Genomic DNA, 15698 nt, shown 5'->3' on the forward strand with positions numbered 1-15698 from the left:
CTGCTGGATGTGGCTCGGTTCTGGCTGGACATGGGCGTGGATGGTTTTCGCCTGGACACGATCAACTTTTATTTCCACGACAAACATTTGCGGGACAATCCGGCCCTTCCGGTCGAAGAACGTAATGCATCAATTGCGCCTGCGGTGAACCCCTATAACCACCAGGATCACCTTTATTCCAAAAGTCAGCCCGAGAATATCGCCTTCCTCGAAAGGTTGCGCGCGCTGACCGACGAATATGAAGGCCGTGCCTGTTTGGGTGAAGTCGGTGATGCACAGCGCGGGCTGGAAATCATTGGTCAGTACACCTCGGGCGATCAACGAATGCATATGTGCTATGCCTTCGAGTTTCTGGAAAAGCGTGCGTTGACCGCGCCTTATGCAAAGCAGGTCTTTGATCAGCTCGAGGAAAAGGCAGGCGACGCATGGCCATGCTGGGCGTTCTCGAACCATGATGTTGAACGTCATGCCTCGCGCTGGGACCTAAACGATGCGGCCATTCGCCAGCACGCGGTTCTGATGATGTGTCTGCGCGGCTCTGCCTGTTTGTATCAGGGAGAGGAACTGGGCTTGCTCGAGGCAGATGTTCCGTTCGAGAAACTGCAAGACCCCTATGGCATCGAGTTCTGGCCCGAGTTCAAGGGTCGCGACGGATGTCGCACGCCAATGGTTTGGGCGACGCAGGACGAACATTCAGGCTTTAGCACCGGTGAGCCGTGGTTGCCTGTTAGTATGGCCCAAACGGAAAGAGCCGTTGACCGGCTCGAGGCGAACGACCAATCGATGCTGCACCATTATCGCCGCGCAATCGCCTTGCGCCGCGTCCACCCAGCACTAACTACGGGTGCGCAGTCCAACATGAAACAGGTTGGACCTGTGCTGACTTTCCAGCGTGAGGATGCGTCTGAAGCGGTGTTTTGTGCTTTCAACCTTGGAACGGAAGCTCAGCGGGTCGACTTGCCCTTGGGTGATTGGCGGGTCATCGGGCGGGAACTCGGCGGTAGCGACGGTGCAGGAAGCGTTACGCTGCACCCCGCACAGTTTTGTCTGATGGCTAAGGTTAAGGGGTAAACCATGTCAGAACTCAAACTTACGGATGTCGCGAAATCCTATGGTCCGGTCGATGTTCTGAAACATATCGATCTGGATATCGCAAAGGGCGAGTTGATCGTCTTTGTCGGTCCATCGGGTTGCGGAAAATCAACCTTGTTGCGAATGATTGCCGGGCTGGAAAAGATCACCGGCGGCACCTTGGAGATCGAAGGGCAGGTCATGAATGATGTGCCGCCCGCCCAAAGGGGCATTGCCATGGTGTTTCAGTCCTATGCGCTCTACCCACATTTGACCGTGCGCGAGAACATGGCATTTGCACTGAAGATCGCCAAGATGCCTGCTGCCGAGATCGATGCCGCCGTTGAACGCGCGGCCCAGACCCTTCAACTGGATCCGCTCTTGGATCGTCTGCCCAAGGCTCTGTCCGGAGGGCAACGCCAGCGCGTCGCTATCGGGCGCGCCATCGTGCGAGACCCCAAGGTCTATTTGTTCGACGAACCGCTTTCGAACCTCGATGCTGCGCTGCGCGTTGCAACCCGGATCGAGATTGCGCGCCTGAAAGAGGCGATGCCCGAAAGCACAATGATCTACGTGACCCACGATCAGGTTGAGGCGATGACGCTGGCCAGCCGGATCGTCGTTCTTGCCAACAAAGGCATCGCGCAGGTTGGTACGCCACTGGAACTGTACGAAACGCCGGATAACGAGTTTGTGGCGCAGTTCATCGGATCGCCCTCTATGAATCTGCTGTCTGGCAATATTTCCAAAACCGGGGATTTGACAGAGGTCACACTTGATGCGGGCGGAAAAGCCGTTTCATCCATTTCGACCACGCCCGAACAAATGGGTTTGCAGGTCAATATCGGCGTACGACCTGAGGATTTCGTTGCCGACGCCGCCGCTGGGTTTCTGGACGGCACTGTCGATTTTGTCGAAGCCCTGGGTGAAGTGACCTTGCTGTATTTTGCCAGCAGGCCGGGGGCTGAGAATATCGTCGCCAAGTTTCCTGGCGTTGAACGAAACCGACGTGGGAAAGCTGTCAAATTGAATGCGGACCCGAGCAAAGTGCATCTGTTTCACAATGGTTTGTCAATGCGGAAATGATGAGGGCTTTGTCGCGAACTTTTGGCCAGGAAGTCTTGGTGTTAATGGCGTTTCGGACTTTGATCGAGGCAGACAGTAACAATTTCATTCAAAGGCGCTCATTTCCCAAGGGACGTGATACTACACGCAGTGTTCTTCGATCTTCGTTACCCAGTGTCCTAGGATCTATTGCAAAGTTTCTTACTGAACGAAGAGTTGGTACCGAACCCTCTGCTTGTGCCGCCAATGCCGCAACTTGGCGAAACGGACAGATTCCGGGCGTAAGCTGACCTTTGCGGATCATGTGCGTCACTTCGCTGCTCACTTTGCCCGCAAGGCAGACGTCGGACAACTCGTCGATCTCGCAGATTAAGCGAATGGCCGGTTCGTTGAAGCTGCACCGCAGCGTGGCCAGAGGCGATGAATGACCAGTTTGGGCCGCCCGCGTAGGCGACCCAACTGCACTAGATTTCAATGGCTTCAGCGATGGCCAAGGCATCCTCGAGTTCGACACCGAGGTATCGGACCGTACTGTCCATCTTCGTGTGGCCCAGAAGGAGCTGAACCGCGCGAAGGTTTCCGGTCTTCTTGTAGATCTGAGTGACCTTGGTTCTACGCATCGAATGCGTGCCATAGGCGCTTGCCTCCAGACCAATCGACGTGACCCAGTCGCGGACGATTCGAGCATACTGACGGGTCGAGATGTGCAGCCGCTCATGGAAGCGGCCCGGCCAAAGGTACTCGGAGCCGATCATCACCTCGTCTTCCATCCACTTCTCGACCGAGGCGCGAGTCCCTTCGGATATCTCAAATCGCACAGGTTTCTGTGTTTTGCTCTGTAAGACCGACGCCCGTTCCTTGATCTGACCTGTCGCCATAACATCAACGACTTTCATCTTCACCAGGTCGCAACCGCGGAGCTTGCTGTCGATCGCCATATTGAACAGTGCCAGATCGCGATGGTTCTCAGCGAGTTCGAGCCTAACCCGGATCGCCCAGACGTGTTTTGGCTTCAGGGGGCGCTTTTGACCAACAATACGTCCTTTGTTCCAGGCGGGACGAAGCGCACGAATGGCAGGTAAGTTTGGTGTTTCCATGACTGATCCTCCGATCCGCCATGCCCTCCCACAACGACAACCCGACGTTGACCGAGGCAACATATCACAGGATGCTGCGCCGCATTCGAGGTCTGGAACGAGCCCATAGTGCCTGATACTGCATGGCGCACGAACGTCGGCTTTGTTTCCAGCCACGACTAAGAAACCAATCAACATTGTACCGTGTTGTCCAAGAGGTTGGTGCCACAAGCTCACTGGTGCCGGTGTTTCTTGCACACTACCTACACTATGAATTTAATTAACATGGCACGCGATGACAGGTTCCCCACTTTCGCGTCCATTTTAAGCGTAAACAAGCGGCACTCACGATATTTGGTTGGGCCTAACTGCCCGGGCCAAGTGAACAGGTCAGGTTACCACCATACCACCCGGCAAACACGCCGCGCGAACGTTGACCTTTGAGCTTTCTTTTCAAAAGCAATCCTGCTTCGGTGTTAGGATAGTTGCGAAGATAAGCCTCCGCCCAAGCGAGATTGTGGTACCTATCGCTTCGCGTAGTCCAGAAAAAGGTGTCTTGGGGACCACTTAAGCCAACTGGGTTTTTTGGCGCGGCGGATGAATGAACAAGCCATACCAATGCTCCATGGATATCTGTCTGACGGCTCTTATGCCTAAAGCCTTTTCCACCGCCACGCCGCGATGCGTCCATCGCAAGCACGAGGTATCCGTATGTGATAAACGTGTAGTGTAGTTGTCGTTTGGCTGGACGTTTGTTGCGAGCTTGGTCAAAGGTACCGGCCAAAGGGGCATTCGGGCGCATTTGCCGCGCTAGATATGCTAGATCTCTTTCACCTTTTTTGAACGCCTTTCGATTACCTGTTTCTGCACCCCATGCCAAAAGCCCAGCCGCACGGGCGGCATGGCCTTCTTTACCGTACATCTGCTCGAAACCGCCTACTGAGCCAGCTCTTGCTGCAAGTCGATCTCCCCAATCCGCAATTGCGACAACTCTTGGGTCATTTTTTCCCAGAATTGCGCTTAGTGAGCTGTACACCATCGACAAGTTGAGCAGGATGTTCGCTTGCCACCAGGCTGCGTCTATCTTCACGCCATCGTACAAGCCTTGTTTTTCAAATGCTCTTGCTTGAGCGGCGGCTGCAAGCTGATCGGCGATCTGGCTGGCGTCCGCCTTGGAACCGGTACGAAGTAGATGTGAATTTGCTGCGCCGAGCTCATTCATGAAAACAGCGGGAGGTCGGTCTTTGCCGGATGCTGTTTTGAAGGGTTGAGTGATCGGTGCGGTTGTGAATTTGGAAGGCTTGCGTTCCGGGCACCAGGCATTTTGGTAGGAACTATTCGCGGAGAAGAATTTCAGTCTTTTTTGGGCGTTTGCGAAATCGGCCACTGCGGGTTTTGCGCCTAAAAACCCAACACAACATATTAGAATTAAAACGAAAAATGGCAGCATATCACCAATACTCCACTAGAATACTTATCACTGATGCTAGTGAGGTGTTCTGGAATCAGTCAAGCACCACGCTTGATTTATGAACCTTCGGCAAAAGTGTGACTGGTACATTTCGGAGTTAGGGTTTGGGAACCTCAACTATGAACGAACGCTTCCATATTGTTGTGTCGTTCCATAGAGGGCTGGTTTTGGGAACATTAGGGCCTTGAAAATTTCCGAAATCCTGATTGCCGCTGCTGTTGTCGGGACTACCCCGCTTCCAATTGGAGAAATTCATGGGCTCATTATTTGCCCATCTCCAGCCTCCACCAGGCTCCGCGCCTTCAGGGTCCTGAACCAAACCAATTAGTGGTCCCAGAGCAAGGTTTCCCTCAAACGCCCAGTGCCCATCATCTTCCAGCGTCAGTTGATACACAAAGTCATTTTCTTCTTCGTCAGTGATGGTAACGAGGTGTCCACCCAAGGCTTCGGAAACCTTTTCAAGAATCTCAAATTCTGCGCCCCACGTTCTGATTACGTAGTAAGTCGAATCCTCGTATTCGCCGACGGTTACCAAATCAAAAAATTCGAGCAATTCTTCAGGAGATGGATCTAACGTCAGATAGTCCTCGAGGTATTCAGGGTCAAAATTTTTGGCTTTGTCGGATTTGTTTGACAGAAGGGCAAAGGCTGAGAAGCCAATAGATATTAATACAACCCCGAACAAGAGGGGCAAAAAGTACTGCCCACGAACCCAAGCCTGAAGTTTTCGCGCGGCTTTCTCGTAGGTTGGCAGGGTGGCCTCACCTACTTTGTACACCTTCAATGGTTGATCAAGGTTTTTGACAAAATGCTCGCCGATTTTTGTGAAGCGGTAATCCAAGCTTCCTTTGACTTGCTCAATAACGTTTTCGGCTAAACAGATACCACCGGGTTCCGAAATCGTCTCAAGTCGGGATGCTACATTCACTCCGTGACCCAACAAATCACCGTTGGGTTGCTGAACCACCTCACCAATATTGATGCCGATCCGGTACCTCATACGGTCGCTTGTTCTAAGCTGAGCGTTGTTGGCATTGTGTTGTTCTTGAATAGAAATAGCTGCTTCTACCGCGCCGGACGGATTATCAAAACATGCCAGCACGCTATCGCCTGCCGTGTTTGCGATCCTGCCTCCATAGGACTCGATAATCGGGTCCATAATCGAACGAAGCTCTGCGAGACGATGTAGGGTAGCCTCTTCATCCTCAGAAACGAGCTTCGTAAACCCAGCAACATCTGCCGCCAATATCGTCAATAGTCGCTTTGAGTTTTTGTACACATCAAACTCGCAAAAATACTCACATAACGTTCGAAGTAGGGCATTTTTAAAGTATGCTTGCAGATTTTGGATGCTGTATCAACAAATGGTGATGACGCTGCGCGTTTAGCTTATTTTCAAGCGAAAGGATTTCATTTGTCAGAGAATGTAGCCAAGCCTACTGGCAAACGCCTCTAAAATTCAGACAATGCTATTTCTAGACTAATGTAACGCCATCCAAAGTTATCGTTTATTGATTGCCCGGAACAATAGCGGACTTTGGTAGCCATACCGTAAACGTCAACTTCGTCCGCGACCCGTGAATTCGAGGTTTCAGATTTGCTGCGGCCTGCCGGAATGACTGCATTCTCCTCTGCCATGCAGCGAGAGAAATTCGGCAGCGCAGCGGATCTGCGCGCTGCGAGCACGCGCAGCGTGAAAACCAGATTCACAGTATGGGCTCGTAGTCGACCTCCGCTACCTCCCGTGTCTACGACTGAAGGCAGCCCAAAGCGGGCACTCGAACGGTGCTACATCAGACGGTGCTGGAACCTAGTATCAGGTTTCACATCAATGAGGCGCTCAAGACCTACGTCCCGCAACAGATGGCTAGGCAATTCATCCATGCAGCAATACTTCCGTTTCCGGCGCAGTAAGTGTCTGAAGAGTCGGTAAGCGTTCGTGATATGCAGCCGCCAACCCCTTGGCGGCGACAACATCAGTGCGGAGTTTGAAAAGTTCATCGCACCGCTCCTTCCAAAGACTGAACGCCTTGATTTGCTCCTTGTGACAGATACCCTGATGATTGAGCTTGGGACGACGCATTGGCACACGCTTCGATTTGGTTTGCAATACGACTTGCGCTTATGCCTGCTGCGTGGAAAAATCCCTGAAACAACAATCCGTACCCAGTGAACCAAAGACCGGGATTTTGAGGATCTTCCTGACCCATTGGATGTAGTGGATAACCCTTGTTGTCCAACGCACCCATGTGCCCGAAGAGTTCATCCAGATCTGCTCCATATCCAGTGGCGCAGATCACCACGTCGGGGTGGAGCTTTCGACCGCTGGCCAGTTCAACGGCGTGGGGCGAAAAGCCGACGGTTTCGCTGACGGCCGTAAACTGACCAGATTTCAGCGCAGAAACGAATCCATCATCCAGAGCGAAGGTAACTCCGTCTTTCAGCATCCGGGAACCACCGCCCATGACATGGCGGCGCAGGCCATAACGGCGCAAGTTTCCAAAGAAGGCACGCTGCATGATCGAAAAGATCGGATCGAGTGACCATTTGGGGAATAGCGTGAACAGGTTGGCCAGCCGCTGTAACGAAAAGCCGAAGACGCGCGATGGCAGGATCGATGGCCCATGCCTGACCGATACCCAGACCTGGGCCGGATTGCTGCGCGACAAATGATTCAACACATCTGTGCCTGAGTTGCCGGCCCCGATGACAAGGACTTTCTTCCCGTCGTATTCACTGGGGTCACCAAAGTCGGCGGCGTGAACGATTTGACCGCCAAACTCCTCCATGCCCGGCCAAACGGGCATATCAGGCACTTTCTCCCGCCCCGTTGCGACAATCAGGTGGGCGCTGAAATAGGTGCCCCTGTTGGTTTCGATCTGCCAGATGTCGTCTTCACGGCGGATTGACAGGACACGGGTCTCGAAATGGATATCGGAAGCAAACTGACGCGCATACTCGCTCAGGTAGTCGACAACAGCATCTCGGGGCAAAAAGGTGTCCGCTTTACGAGGTGCGTGATGTCCGGGGAGGCTGGCGAAATGGCGATGAATGTTCAGTCGCAACTTCGGATGCCGTGCGCGCCACGGGTCGGCCACCCTGTCGGACGCTTCCAGAATGGTGAACGGGATATTCCGGGCGCGCAGCTCAAAGGCCGCAGCCAGCCCGGAAAGACCGGCTCCGATAATGATGGCGGTTGTTGAATGAGAAACTTTCATTTGAGAACTCCAAAAACAGTGCGCTTAACGGCGCGCGAAAAAGTATGCGTTGAGTTGATCATGAGGCAGGTGATGGGTCTTGACCTGACCGAAGCCTGCATTGGCGAGATATTCCTGTGCTGTCTCAATGCCCCACATTGCACCGAGGCCTGGCCCGCCTTGTCCAATCGACACTGGGGTACAGTGCATCAGCGACAGGGAGTAAAGCAGGGGCGCAAACGGATTTTGGATATTGGTTTCCAGGTTCCGGGACCCGCCTATATCTTGCATCAGGAACAATCCGTCCTCGGCGAGCGAGCGGTAGACAAGGTCCAATAGTCCCTGCGGGTCTTTCTGGTCGTGGACCGCATCAAACGCTGTGATCAGATCGAAACTTCCCAGAGAATTGATTTTGGAAAGGTCCTGCGCACGAAACGTTAGGTTCTTCAGACCCATGCGTGCCGCTGAGACTTGCGTTTCAGTAAAGGCGTCCTCACATAGATCGATCCCGACAAAGCGGCTTGCGGGGAAGGCCTGTGCCAGTTCCATCATCGCGCGGCCCGCACCGCAACCTACATCCAGAACATCGATGCCGCGCTCAAGACGTTCGATCAGGCCAGGTTCCACAGGAAGGATGTGCTCGATCAGGGCTGATACCACCAGCTGGGCGCTGTCTTCTGCCATCACTTCGTGAAATCGGCAGTAGTCATGGTAATGGGTGCCCGCACCATCTCGAAACCGCGCGACCATATCTTCCTCGACCGAAGCCATGACACCAATGAACTGGCAGGTTACAGCCATGTTGTCGGGTTTTGCCGCATGGGTAAGCAACGCCGCGTGTTCAGGGGGAAGAGTGTAGGTTCCAGCTCCGGGGGCGTATTCGACCACGCCCGATGTCACCATCACGGCCAACCATTCGCGTACGTAGCGCTCGGCCAAGCCAGCCTTCTCGGCCAGAGTTGAGGAGGTGGCGTTAGGTAAATCGGCGAGCGCGTCAAATAGATGGGTACGGTGACCAATCGACGTCATCAGCGCGAGCGCGGCACTATTTAATGTGCCGACCATCTGCTCACCAAAGCGCTCTGCCTTGGCCTCATCAAAAGTGACTGCTGCTTGTTCGTTCATGTGGTTTCTCCGGTACTATTAGGGTTCATCTCGTCTGTTTCTGCGTCGGTATTGCCGCAAGCTTGCGAGTCGTGATATGCCTGCAAATGACCAAATCGGTGAATATCGGACATATCGATGCCAGCATTCAAAGCTCCCTGCCGTACAGTGGTTGTGACTTTGCCCTGCGTCGGAACCTCGACGGCTTACAGTATTCTCGATGCGCTCGCTTCGGTCGGCCGGGATTGGGAAATGCTGCATGGGGCCCGTCCCAAGGCGAAGGTTTTTGACGCCCAGATGTTGTCGGTAGATGGAGCACCCTATGTCGACATCAACGGACGACGTATCACGCCGGACGGATCACTGGCCGAATTTGGTCAGCCTGACTTGGTAATCGTTCCTGACCTGCATCTTGCGCCTGACGCACCGTTGCCAGATGAATTCGCGGTTGTGGTCCCGTGGCTTATCAAGGCGCATGCTGACGGCGCGATCATAACTTCTGTTTGTTCTGGTGCGCTCTTACTCGCGGCGGCAGGATTGCTGGATGGGCTTGATGCCACCAGCCATTGGAGTTTCTGTGATGTCATTGCCCGGAAATTCCCGGATGTCCGCGTGCGCCGTGAACGGATTCTGATACCTGCGGGTGACGGGCACCGGATCGTGACGGCAGGCGGAGCGTCTGCGTGGGGTGATCTGGTTCTGTATCTGGTCGGCCGAGTTGCTGGCCAGGATGAGGCCCGACGCCTCGCCAAGATTTATCTGCTCCAGCCTCACACTGAAGGACAGTTGCACTACGCTTCTTTGACTGCGGGAGCACAGCACGAGGATGCTCTGGTTGCAGATGCTCAGGTTTGGGCCGCGGATAACTATGCCCTGCCAACCCCGGTTACCGCCATGGCCGCCCGAAGCGGTTTGACGGAGCGTAGTCTGTTGCGGCGGTTTCGCAAAGCCACGGGGCAGACGCCAGTCGAGTACATTCAGACTCTCAGGGTAGAGGAAGCCAAGCAAATGCTTGAGACGACCGATTTGCCCATCGACGAAATAGCTGCTGAAGTTGGATATACCGAGCCATCAAGCTTCCGAAATGCCTTTCGAAGATATGTGGGTATGCCGGCTTCAGCATACCGCAAGAAACGCTTGCCATCCCATCAGTGATCAAGGGCAACCCAAACCGGACCTTCAAAATCGTGCTTTGCAAACTCCGAGTTGCGGGATGGAGCCGACTTTTGCTCACGCCGCTTTTGCTGACGCAGAAACCCCTCGCAGGCGCGACACGCCATTTGTTGCATCGCAGAGGATTTCTCGTTTGCGGTCATTCATCGGCGCAAAATTCGGCCTAATCCAAATCTCTCTTTCGCCGCAGCTTTGGTCGACACACGAGGAGCGGACGAAACGGACCTTCATCCGGATCGCCCGCCACTGCCCGCCTACAACTGGAACAGACCCAAGGCACTAACCACATCGCGCTTTGTCGCCTCGGTGCGCTCTCGCGCCCGTTCCGTGCCCTCTTTGATCACGTCAATAACGTATCTCCGGTCCTCAGAGAGCTGTGCCCTGCGCTCGCGAATTGGTGCAACGAGGTCCTGAAGGATAGCTTCCAGACGCGCCTTGATCTTGCCATCGCCAAGCCCGCCGCGCTGATATTGTGCCTTGAGCTCGGCAAGCCCGTCCTGGTCCGGATCGAAGGCGTCGAGATAGGTAAAGACAACATTGCCCTCGATGCAGCCCGGGTCTTCGAGACGCAGGTGGTTCGGATCGGTGAACATCGCCTTGACAGCATTTCGGATCTCCTCGGACGACGCGGACAGCGCAATGGCGTTGCCACCGGATTTCGACATCTTGGTCTTGCCGTCGATACCGGGCAACCGGCCCGCCCTGGGGATGATCGCCCGCGCCTCGGGCAACACGGCGCGGCCTGAGGTTGCGTTGATGCGCCGCACGATCTCATTCGTTTGTTCGATCAGCGGGGCCTGATCCTCGCCGACCGGCACGACCGTCGCCTTGAAGGCTGTGATGTCCGCCGCCTGTGCCGCCGGATAACACAGAAATCCGGCGGGAATATCCCGTCCGAACCCGCGCACGCGAATTTCGTCCTTGATCGTCGGGTTCCGTTCCAGCCGCGCGACCGTGACGAAGTTCAGGTAGAGCATCGACAACTCGGCCAACGCCGGAAGATGCGATTGCAGGCAGATGGTGGTGCGACAGGGATCAATGCCCACGGCCAAATAGTCCAGCGCGACCTCCATCACGCTGCGCCGCACCTTCTCCGGGTCATGGGCGTTGTCGGTCAGGGCTTGGGTATCCGCCAGCAGCAGGAATTGTTCATGGCTGTCCTGATAGCGCAGCCGGTTTGCAAGCGAGCCTGCATAGTGCCCGATGTGAAGCGGCCCCGTCGTGCGGTCGCCTGTCAGAATGGTTGGTCTGTTCATTTGCGTCTTCCCATGAAACGAGAGAGGCAGCGCATCGGGAAGCTCGGAAAACAAAAGGCCGCCCATGCGGCGGCCTCGGAATACGTTTGGTCATCCGGCCACCTTGTTAGGAGGCCAGCCACCAAGTCGTTGCGATTATCGTAGTGTTTTCCATAGAACTCTGCCTATCGTCGGCTAGATCACGCGTCAATCAAATGGTAGACAGGGGCTCGATCCGAACCGCTGCTGCGGCGCGAACGCAGGTCCGGTTCGGATTGGCGAACGGCAAGTGCCGCCCGCCAACGTGGTTCAAATGTCGATTTGCTCGGCGATGCTCAACGCATCTTCCAGCTCAACGCCAAGGTAGCGCACGGTGCTGTCCACTTTGGTGTGACCAAGTAGCAGCTGAACTGCGCGAAGATTGCCGGTCTTTCGGTAAATTTCGGCCGCCTTTGTCCTGCGAAGCGAATGGGTGCCGTACCCGCTCGGTTCTAAACCAATCGCCGTCACCCAGTCGCGGACGAGCCGACCGTACTGGCGCGTCGAGATGTGCGGGCGGTCATGGAACCGACTCGGGAACATGCACCGGCACGCAAACATCTCGGGCGACTTGACCCAAGCCAGGACAGTTTCGCGCGTGTTTCCCGTCAGTTCGAATTGAACGGGCCGCTTGGTTTTACTCTGGATCACAGAAACTCGCTCCCGCACGCGGTCATCCTTGACCAGATCAGCAACCGCCAGTTTCACCAGATCGCATCCTCGTAGTTTGCTGTCGATAGCCACGTTGAAAAGCGCAAGATCGCGCAGGTTGCCCGACAGTTCGAGCCGCGCGCGGATCGCCCAGACCTGTTTCGGCAACAGTGGTCGTTTCTGGCCGATGATCCGGCCCTTGTTCCAGGCTCTTCGTTTCGGGGTGACAGCAGGAAGTTGGACTCTTGGCATAGTGCGCCCTCCAATCCTCCCGCCAAACCCAGACATCAGCACCGTGCTGACGCCTCAATTTACTTGTGATTTGAATGGCCGTTGTCGGTTGCGCGTTCTTTGGGAAACGCTGCGGATGCATTGGGCCGTTCGGAGCCCACTTAAACCGATGCTGCACGATGCACGAATGTCGGCTTTATAGCACGTCATTCGACGGTAAGCCGGGATCAGTTTCGGCGAACTTGCCCGCCGTGAGGCCCATGCCCACCAATCAGATACAGCCGTGAATTCGCTCAGAGCCGCTTCACCCTCAGCCGCTTGAACAAAGTACGCAATCATCGGGGCGATATGACAATCAGCAGCGTGAAAGTCTGTCTATCAAGGACATGCGCTTCTGAAACCAATGTATTGAGTGCCTGCAAAACCTGCCGCGACGTTGCCAATCCATTTTTGATCTCGTCTTCGTCGTGTTTTTCTCCAACCGCAGGACGAAACACGCGATGGGCGAACACCTGGCGGACCATCGGGCGGTACCCATTGTTCGACACCTATCGAAGCGATTGCGATGGCTGGAATGAAAGTCTCTGCCTATCGTGGCTACGACAAGAATTTGGCGGATGGAACTATGGAAAGAAAAGAGACAATTGGTTTTATACTAGTAATGATAGCAGCAATATCTTGGAGCACTGCGGGATTGTTCACCAGGGTAGTACAGACAGATATTCCGACCACGCTCCTATGGCGATCTGTCTTCGGTGGCGTGATCGTAATGGCCATATATGCTGTCACCTCGAACCAAAGCAAAATAGTTGATCTATTCAGGTTCTCCATGGGTGAGTTCGTTATTGCAATAGTGTCCGCACTCGGTATGGCGTCATTCATATCCGCGTTCTTCTATACCAAGATAGCAAATGTTTCGTTTGTATATGGAGCAGTGCCATTGGCGACGATGCTCCTAGCTTGGGTGGTTTTGAAGGATCGGCCAAGTCAGGCTGGAGTGATCGCATCGATAGTTAGCGCTCTGGGGATCGGTATTCTGGCTTGGGGCGGGCAGAACTTCTCCGACTTTATTGGCCTGACACTGGCTTTCCTCATGACAATATTCATGGCAAGTCTCACTGTCTTGGCAAAATTCTTCCCTGATGCGAACGCTTCTAAATGTGCTTATCTATCAGCATTTCTGGCGGCGATAATGGTTGCACCGTTTTCCCAAGGCATCAACGTCGCAAGCACAGATATGGTGTGGTTGGCTGTGTATGGCCTTGTAAATGTAGGTCTCGGATTCGGAGTTTATCTGGCCGGCGTATCCCGCGTCTCGGCATTGGCGGCAGCGCTAATCGGGCTGGCCGAAATACCTCTGGCACCAATTTGGGCCTTCATGCTTTTTGGAGAGGCAATAACAACCAATACGATAGCTGGCGGGCTTTTGGTATTGGCGGCCTCAACAGTATACATCGTCAAGACAACGCGAAAGACATCAACGCGACCTCAGGAACTAGAAGCCTGAGTTTGGCAACTTCAGATCATCCAGGATTGGGAGTTGATCCTAGATGATCTGAAGGCCACAGATTCAAGCTACAGCGTCAATTCCGCTTGAATCTTTAGCAAATCGTGAGCGTGCAGCCTTTGCGTACAGCAGATAGAGCGGCAGCCCCGTAAACAGCAATCCGCCGACAAAGTTGCCTAACAAAACGGGCAGCTCATTCCAAAGAAGATAATCGGAGATCGAAAATTCGCCGCCGAGCAGCAGGGCTGTCGGAAACAGGAACATGTTCACAACAGAGTGTTCAAAGGTCATCGCAAAAAACAGCATTATCGGCATCCACATAACGAGGACCTTGCCGCCTGTACTGGTTGAAACAAATGCACCGATCACACCCAGAGAGACCATCCAGTTGCAAAACACACCTCGAAGGAAGATCGTCAGCATACCGCCAGCGCCATTTTCCTTGTAGCCGACCGTTCGCGCCTTTCCGATGTTTGCGAGTGCTTCTCCTACCTGAGATGGTGGAGTCGTAAAGCCATTTGTAAAAATAACGGCCGTCATCAACGCCACTATCAGAGCCCCTGTGAAGTTCGCGCAGAAAGTTAAGGCAAAACTGCGTAAAACTTCCTTTCCGGAAACCCCCTCACGCCTATCCAGATAGGCAAGTGGAACCAGAACAAATATGCCAGTGACGAGATCATACCCCATCAGATAGATCAGGCAGAAACCCACCGGGAAAAGCATTGCCCCGACAATCGGTACACCAGTTTGAATGGAGACAGTTACCGCAAATACAGCGGCCACCGCGAGGATCGCGCCTGCCATGAATCCGCGTATAAAGATATCTGAGGTATTCATAGTAGCCTTGGCCTCGCCCGCAGCGATGGCATGCAAGACAAAGTCGGATGGTTTTACGTAAGACATATTTTTACCTTTGTAGGTAACGGTCTATGCGGTACGTTTTGCCCGCACATGATCTTTTCCTGCATGAAAGACCACCGTTGTGCATGGTGGAAATTGCCCTCCCAAAGGGTCAGGATACTCAATTCCGGTCGGTAGGAAGCCAATCTCAATAATGCTTCGATAAATGCTATTTGCGGTGTTGGGTGCGCGCACATCCATGGCAACCAGGTCAATTTCGAGACCAGAGCACAAACGCAAAGCATGACGCATCATTTCGTTGAAGATGCCATCTGGAAACTCAGGAAACTGCTTCTTCCTGAAATTCTTTTTCACCATCAATCTGGTTATTTCCGCCTTGGACCTACTTAGCCGCAACACTGTTTCCTGATCAGTTTTTTCTTCGGCGGGCAATCGCCCGCAGTAGGGAAACACTATGCGCAATGAACCAGCCGCTTCTCCTCGGACGTAAGACAGCATGTGCAGACAGTCTTTTTGAAACCGATCATCTACAAAATTACTGTCTACTGCAGGAATCCATTGCAATTCCGCTTCATAGACGCTTTGCCAAATTTGAAGCGTATCGTGGCTTGGCGAGCCACGATACACCAATGTTCCAGAGAAATTAGAAGGAAGGTCAGGCAACGGCCATTCCCTTGAAATGCCGCTCGAATTCGCCGGGATTTACCCAGTTTCCATCAAATTGGTGAATTCCGCTATGCCACGTAGCTGCGTCGTACCAATAATAATTGGGCACGGGCGGCAACGGCTCACAATACGGCTGTTTTTCGAGATCACACAAAACCAAGGCGGCACGAGCAGCCAACATATAGCAAGACAGCGGCGGTGTGACGGCATTTATCGGAACATTCCCAACGTCACCCATCCATTCGTAGATGCCTTCAAGGCTGGGAAACCTGGGCAGGTAATTGAGTTGCATGACGATCAGCTTCTCGACGTCATCCCTGTCGAGCTTCTTACCCTCTGGGATCTGGAACA

Annotated in this window: 15 protein-coding genes; 4 read left to right on the forward strand and 11 right to left on the reverse strand. The window is 53.9% G+C overall.

Going from position 1 to position 15698, the window contains the following annotated elements:
• Nucleotides 1-1071: alpha-amylase family glycosyl hydrolase (locus AC2FND_RS16640; protein WP_496770959.1), on the forward strand; the 1071-nt coding region annotated here is incomplete at its 5' end.
• Between the two features lie 3 nt (nt 1072-1074).
• The gene (locus AC2FND_RS16645) at nt 1075-2157 is read left to right on the forward strand and encodes an ABC transporter ATP-binding protein (RefSeq protein ID WP_480509102.1); all 1083 of its coding nucleotides are present in this window, start codon (nt 1075-1077) and stop codon (nt 2155-2157) included.
• Between the two features lie 443 nt (nt 2158-2600).
• Here the strand turns inward: AC2FND_RS16645 and AC2FND_RS16650 are convergent, their stop codons facing one another.
• The 5 genes from AC2FND_RS16650 to AC2FND_RS16670 all read right to left on the reverse strand — a co-directional run bounded on the left by AC2FND_RS16650 (nt 2601) and on the right by AC2FND_RS16670 (nt 9005).
• The gene (locus AC2FND_RS16650) at nt 2601-3233 is read right to left on the reverse strand and encodes a tyrosine-type recombinase/integrase (protein ID WP_480495824.1); all 633 of its coding nucleotides are present in this window, start codon (nt 3231-3233) and stop codon (nt 2601-2603) included.
• Nucleotides 3234-3576: 343 nt separating this feature from the next.
• On the reverse strand, nt 3577-4662 hold the full coding sequence (locus AC2FND_RS16655; RefSeq protein WP_496770961.1) for a hypothetical protein: 1086 nt from the start codon (nt 4660-4662) through the stop codon (nt 3577-3579).
• A gap of 118 nt (nt 4663-4780) precedes the next feature.
• Nucleotides 4781-5962 carry an adenylate/guanylate cyclase domain-containing protein gene (locus AC2FND_RS16660; protein ID WP_496770962.1) on the reverse strand — a complete coding sequence of 394 codons (1182 nt, stop codon included), beginning with the start codon at nt 5960-5962 and terminating at the stop codon, nt 4781-4783.
• 718 nt (nt 5963-6680) lie between these two features.
• Nucleotides 6681-7901, reverse strand: a complete 1221-nt coding sequence (locus AC2FND_RS16665) for a flavin-containing monooxygenase (protein ID WP_480474844.1) — start codon at nt 7899-7901, stop codon at nt 6681-6683.
• A gap of 24 nt (nt 7902-7925) precedes the next feature.
• Complete coding sequence (locus AC2FND_RS16670; RefSeq protein WP_480474843.1) at nt 7926-9005, reverse strand: class I SAM-dependent methyltransferase; 1080 nt, start codon at nt 9003-9005, stop codon at nt 7926-7928.
• A 117-nt stretch (nt 9006-9122) separates the two neighbouring features.
• Here AC2FND_RS16670 and AC2FND_RS16675 point away from each other — a divergent pair, with 117 nt between their 5' ends.
• A complete protein-coding gene (locus tag AC2FND_RS16675; protein WP_480474842.1) occupies nt 9123-10139 on the forward strand; it encodes a GlxA family transcriptional regulator in 1017 nt (338 codons plus the stop codon).
• Between the two features lie 272 nt (nt 10140-10411).
• Here the strand turns inward: AC2FND_RS16675 and trpS are convergent, their stop codons facing one another.
• From trpS to AC2FND_RS16690, 3 genes are all read right to left on the reverse strand, one after another.
• Nucleotides 10412-11413: a tryptophan--tRNA ligase gene (gene trpS / locus AC2FND_RS16680; protein ID WP_496770965.1), complete on the reverse strand. Its 1002-nt coding sequence runs from the start codon at nt 11411-11413 to the stop codon at nt 10412-10414.
• 288 nt (nt 11414-11701) lie between these two features.
• On the reverse strand, nt 11702-12334 hold the full coding sequence (locus AC2FND_RS16685; protein ID WP_480483851.1) for a tyrosine-type recombinase/integrase: 633 nt from the start codon (nt 12332-12334) through the stop codon (nt 11702-11704).
• Between the two features lie 314 nt (nt 12335-12648).
• Nucleotides 12649-12837 (reverse strand): hypothetical protein, encoded by a 189-nt coding sequence (locus AC2FND_RS16690; protein ID WP_496770967.1) that lies wholly within the window; start codon nt 12835-12837, stop codon nt 12649-12651.
• 41 nt (nt 12838-12878) lie between these two features.
• Between AC2FND_RS16690 and AC2FND_RS16695 the strand changes: the two genes are divergently transcribed.
• Nucleotides 12879-13820: a DMT family transporter gene (locus AC2FND_RS16695; RefSeq protein WP_496770969.1), complete on the forward strand. Its 942-nt coding sequence runs from the start codon at nt 12879-12881 to the stop codon at nt 13818-13820.
• A 63-nt stretch (nt 13821-13883) separates the two neighbouring features.
• Here the strand turns inward: AC2FND_RS16695 and AC2FND_RS16700 are convergent, their stop codons facing one another.
• From AC2FND_RS16700 to AC2FND_RS16710, 3 genes are all read right to left on the reverse strand, one after another.
• Nucleotides 13884-14723 (reverse strand): formate/nitrite transporter family protein, encoded by an 840-nt coding sequence (locus AC2FND_RS16700; RefSeq protein ID WP_496770970.1) that lies wholly within the window; start codon nt 14721-14723, stop codon nt 13884-13886.
• A gap of 24 nt (nt 14724-14747) precedes the next feature.
• Nucleotides 14748-15344, reverse strand: coding sequence for a lysophospholipid acyltransferase family protein (locus tag AC2FND_RS16705; protein ID WP_496770971.1), 597 nt, complete (start codon nt 15342-15344; stop codon nt 14748-14750).
• The coding region (locus tag AC2FND_RS16710) for a hypothetical protein (protein WP_496770972.1) at nt 15337-15698 on the reverse strand (362 nt) is incomplete at its 5' end. The genes AC2FND_RS16710 and AC2FND_RS16705, both read right to left, overlap by 8 nt.

Source organism: Ruegeria sp. BHSB056, from assembly GCF_059613305.1.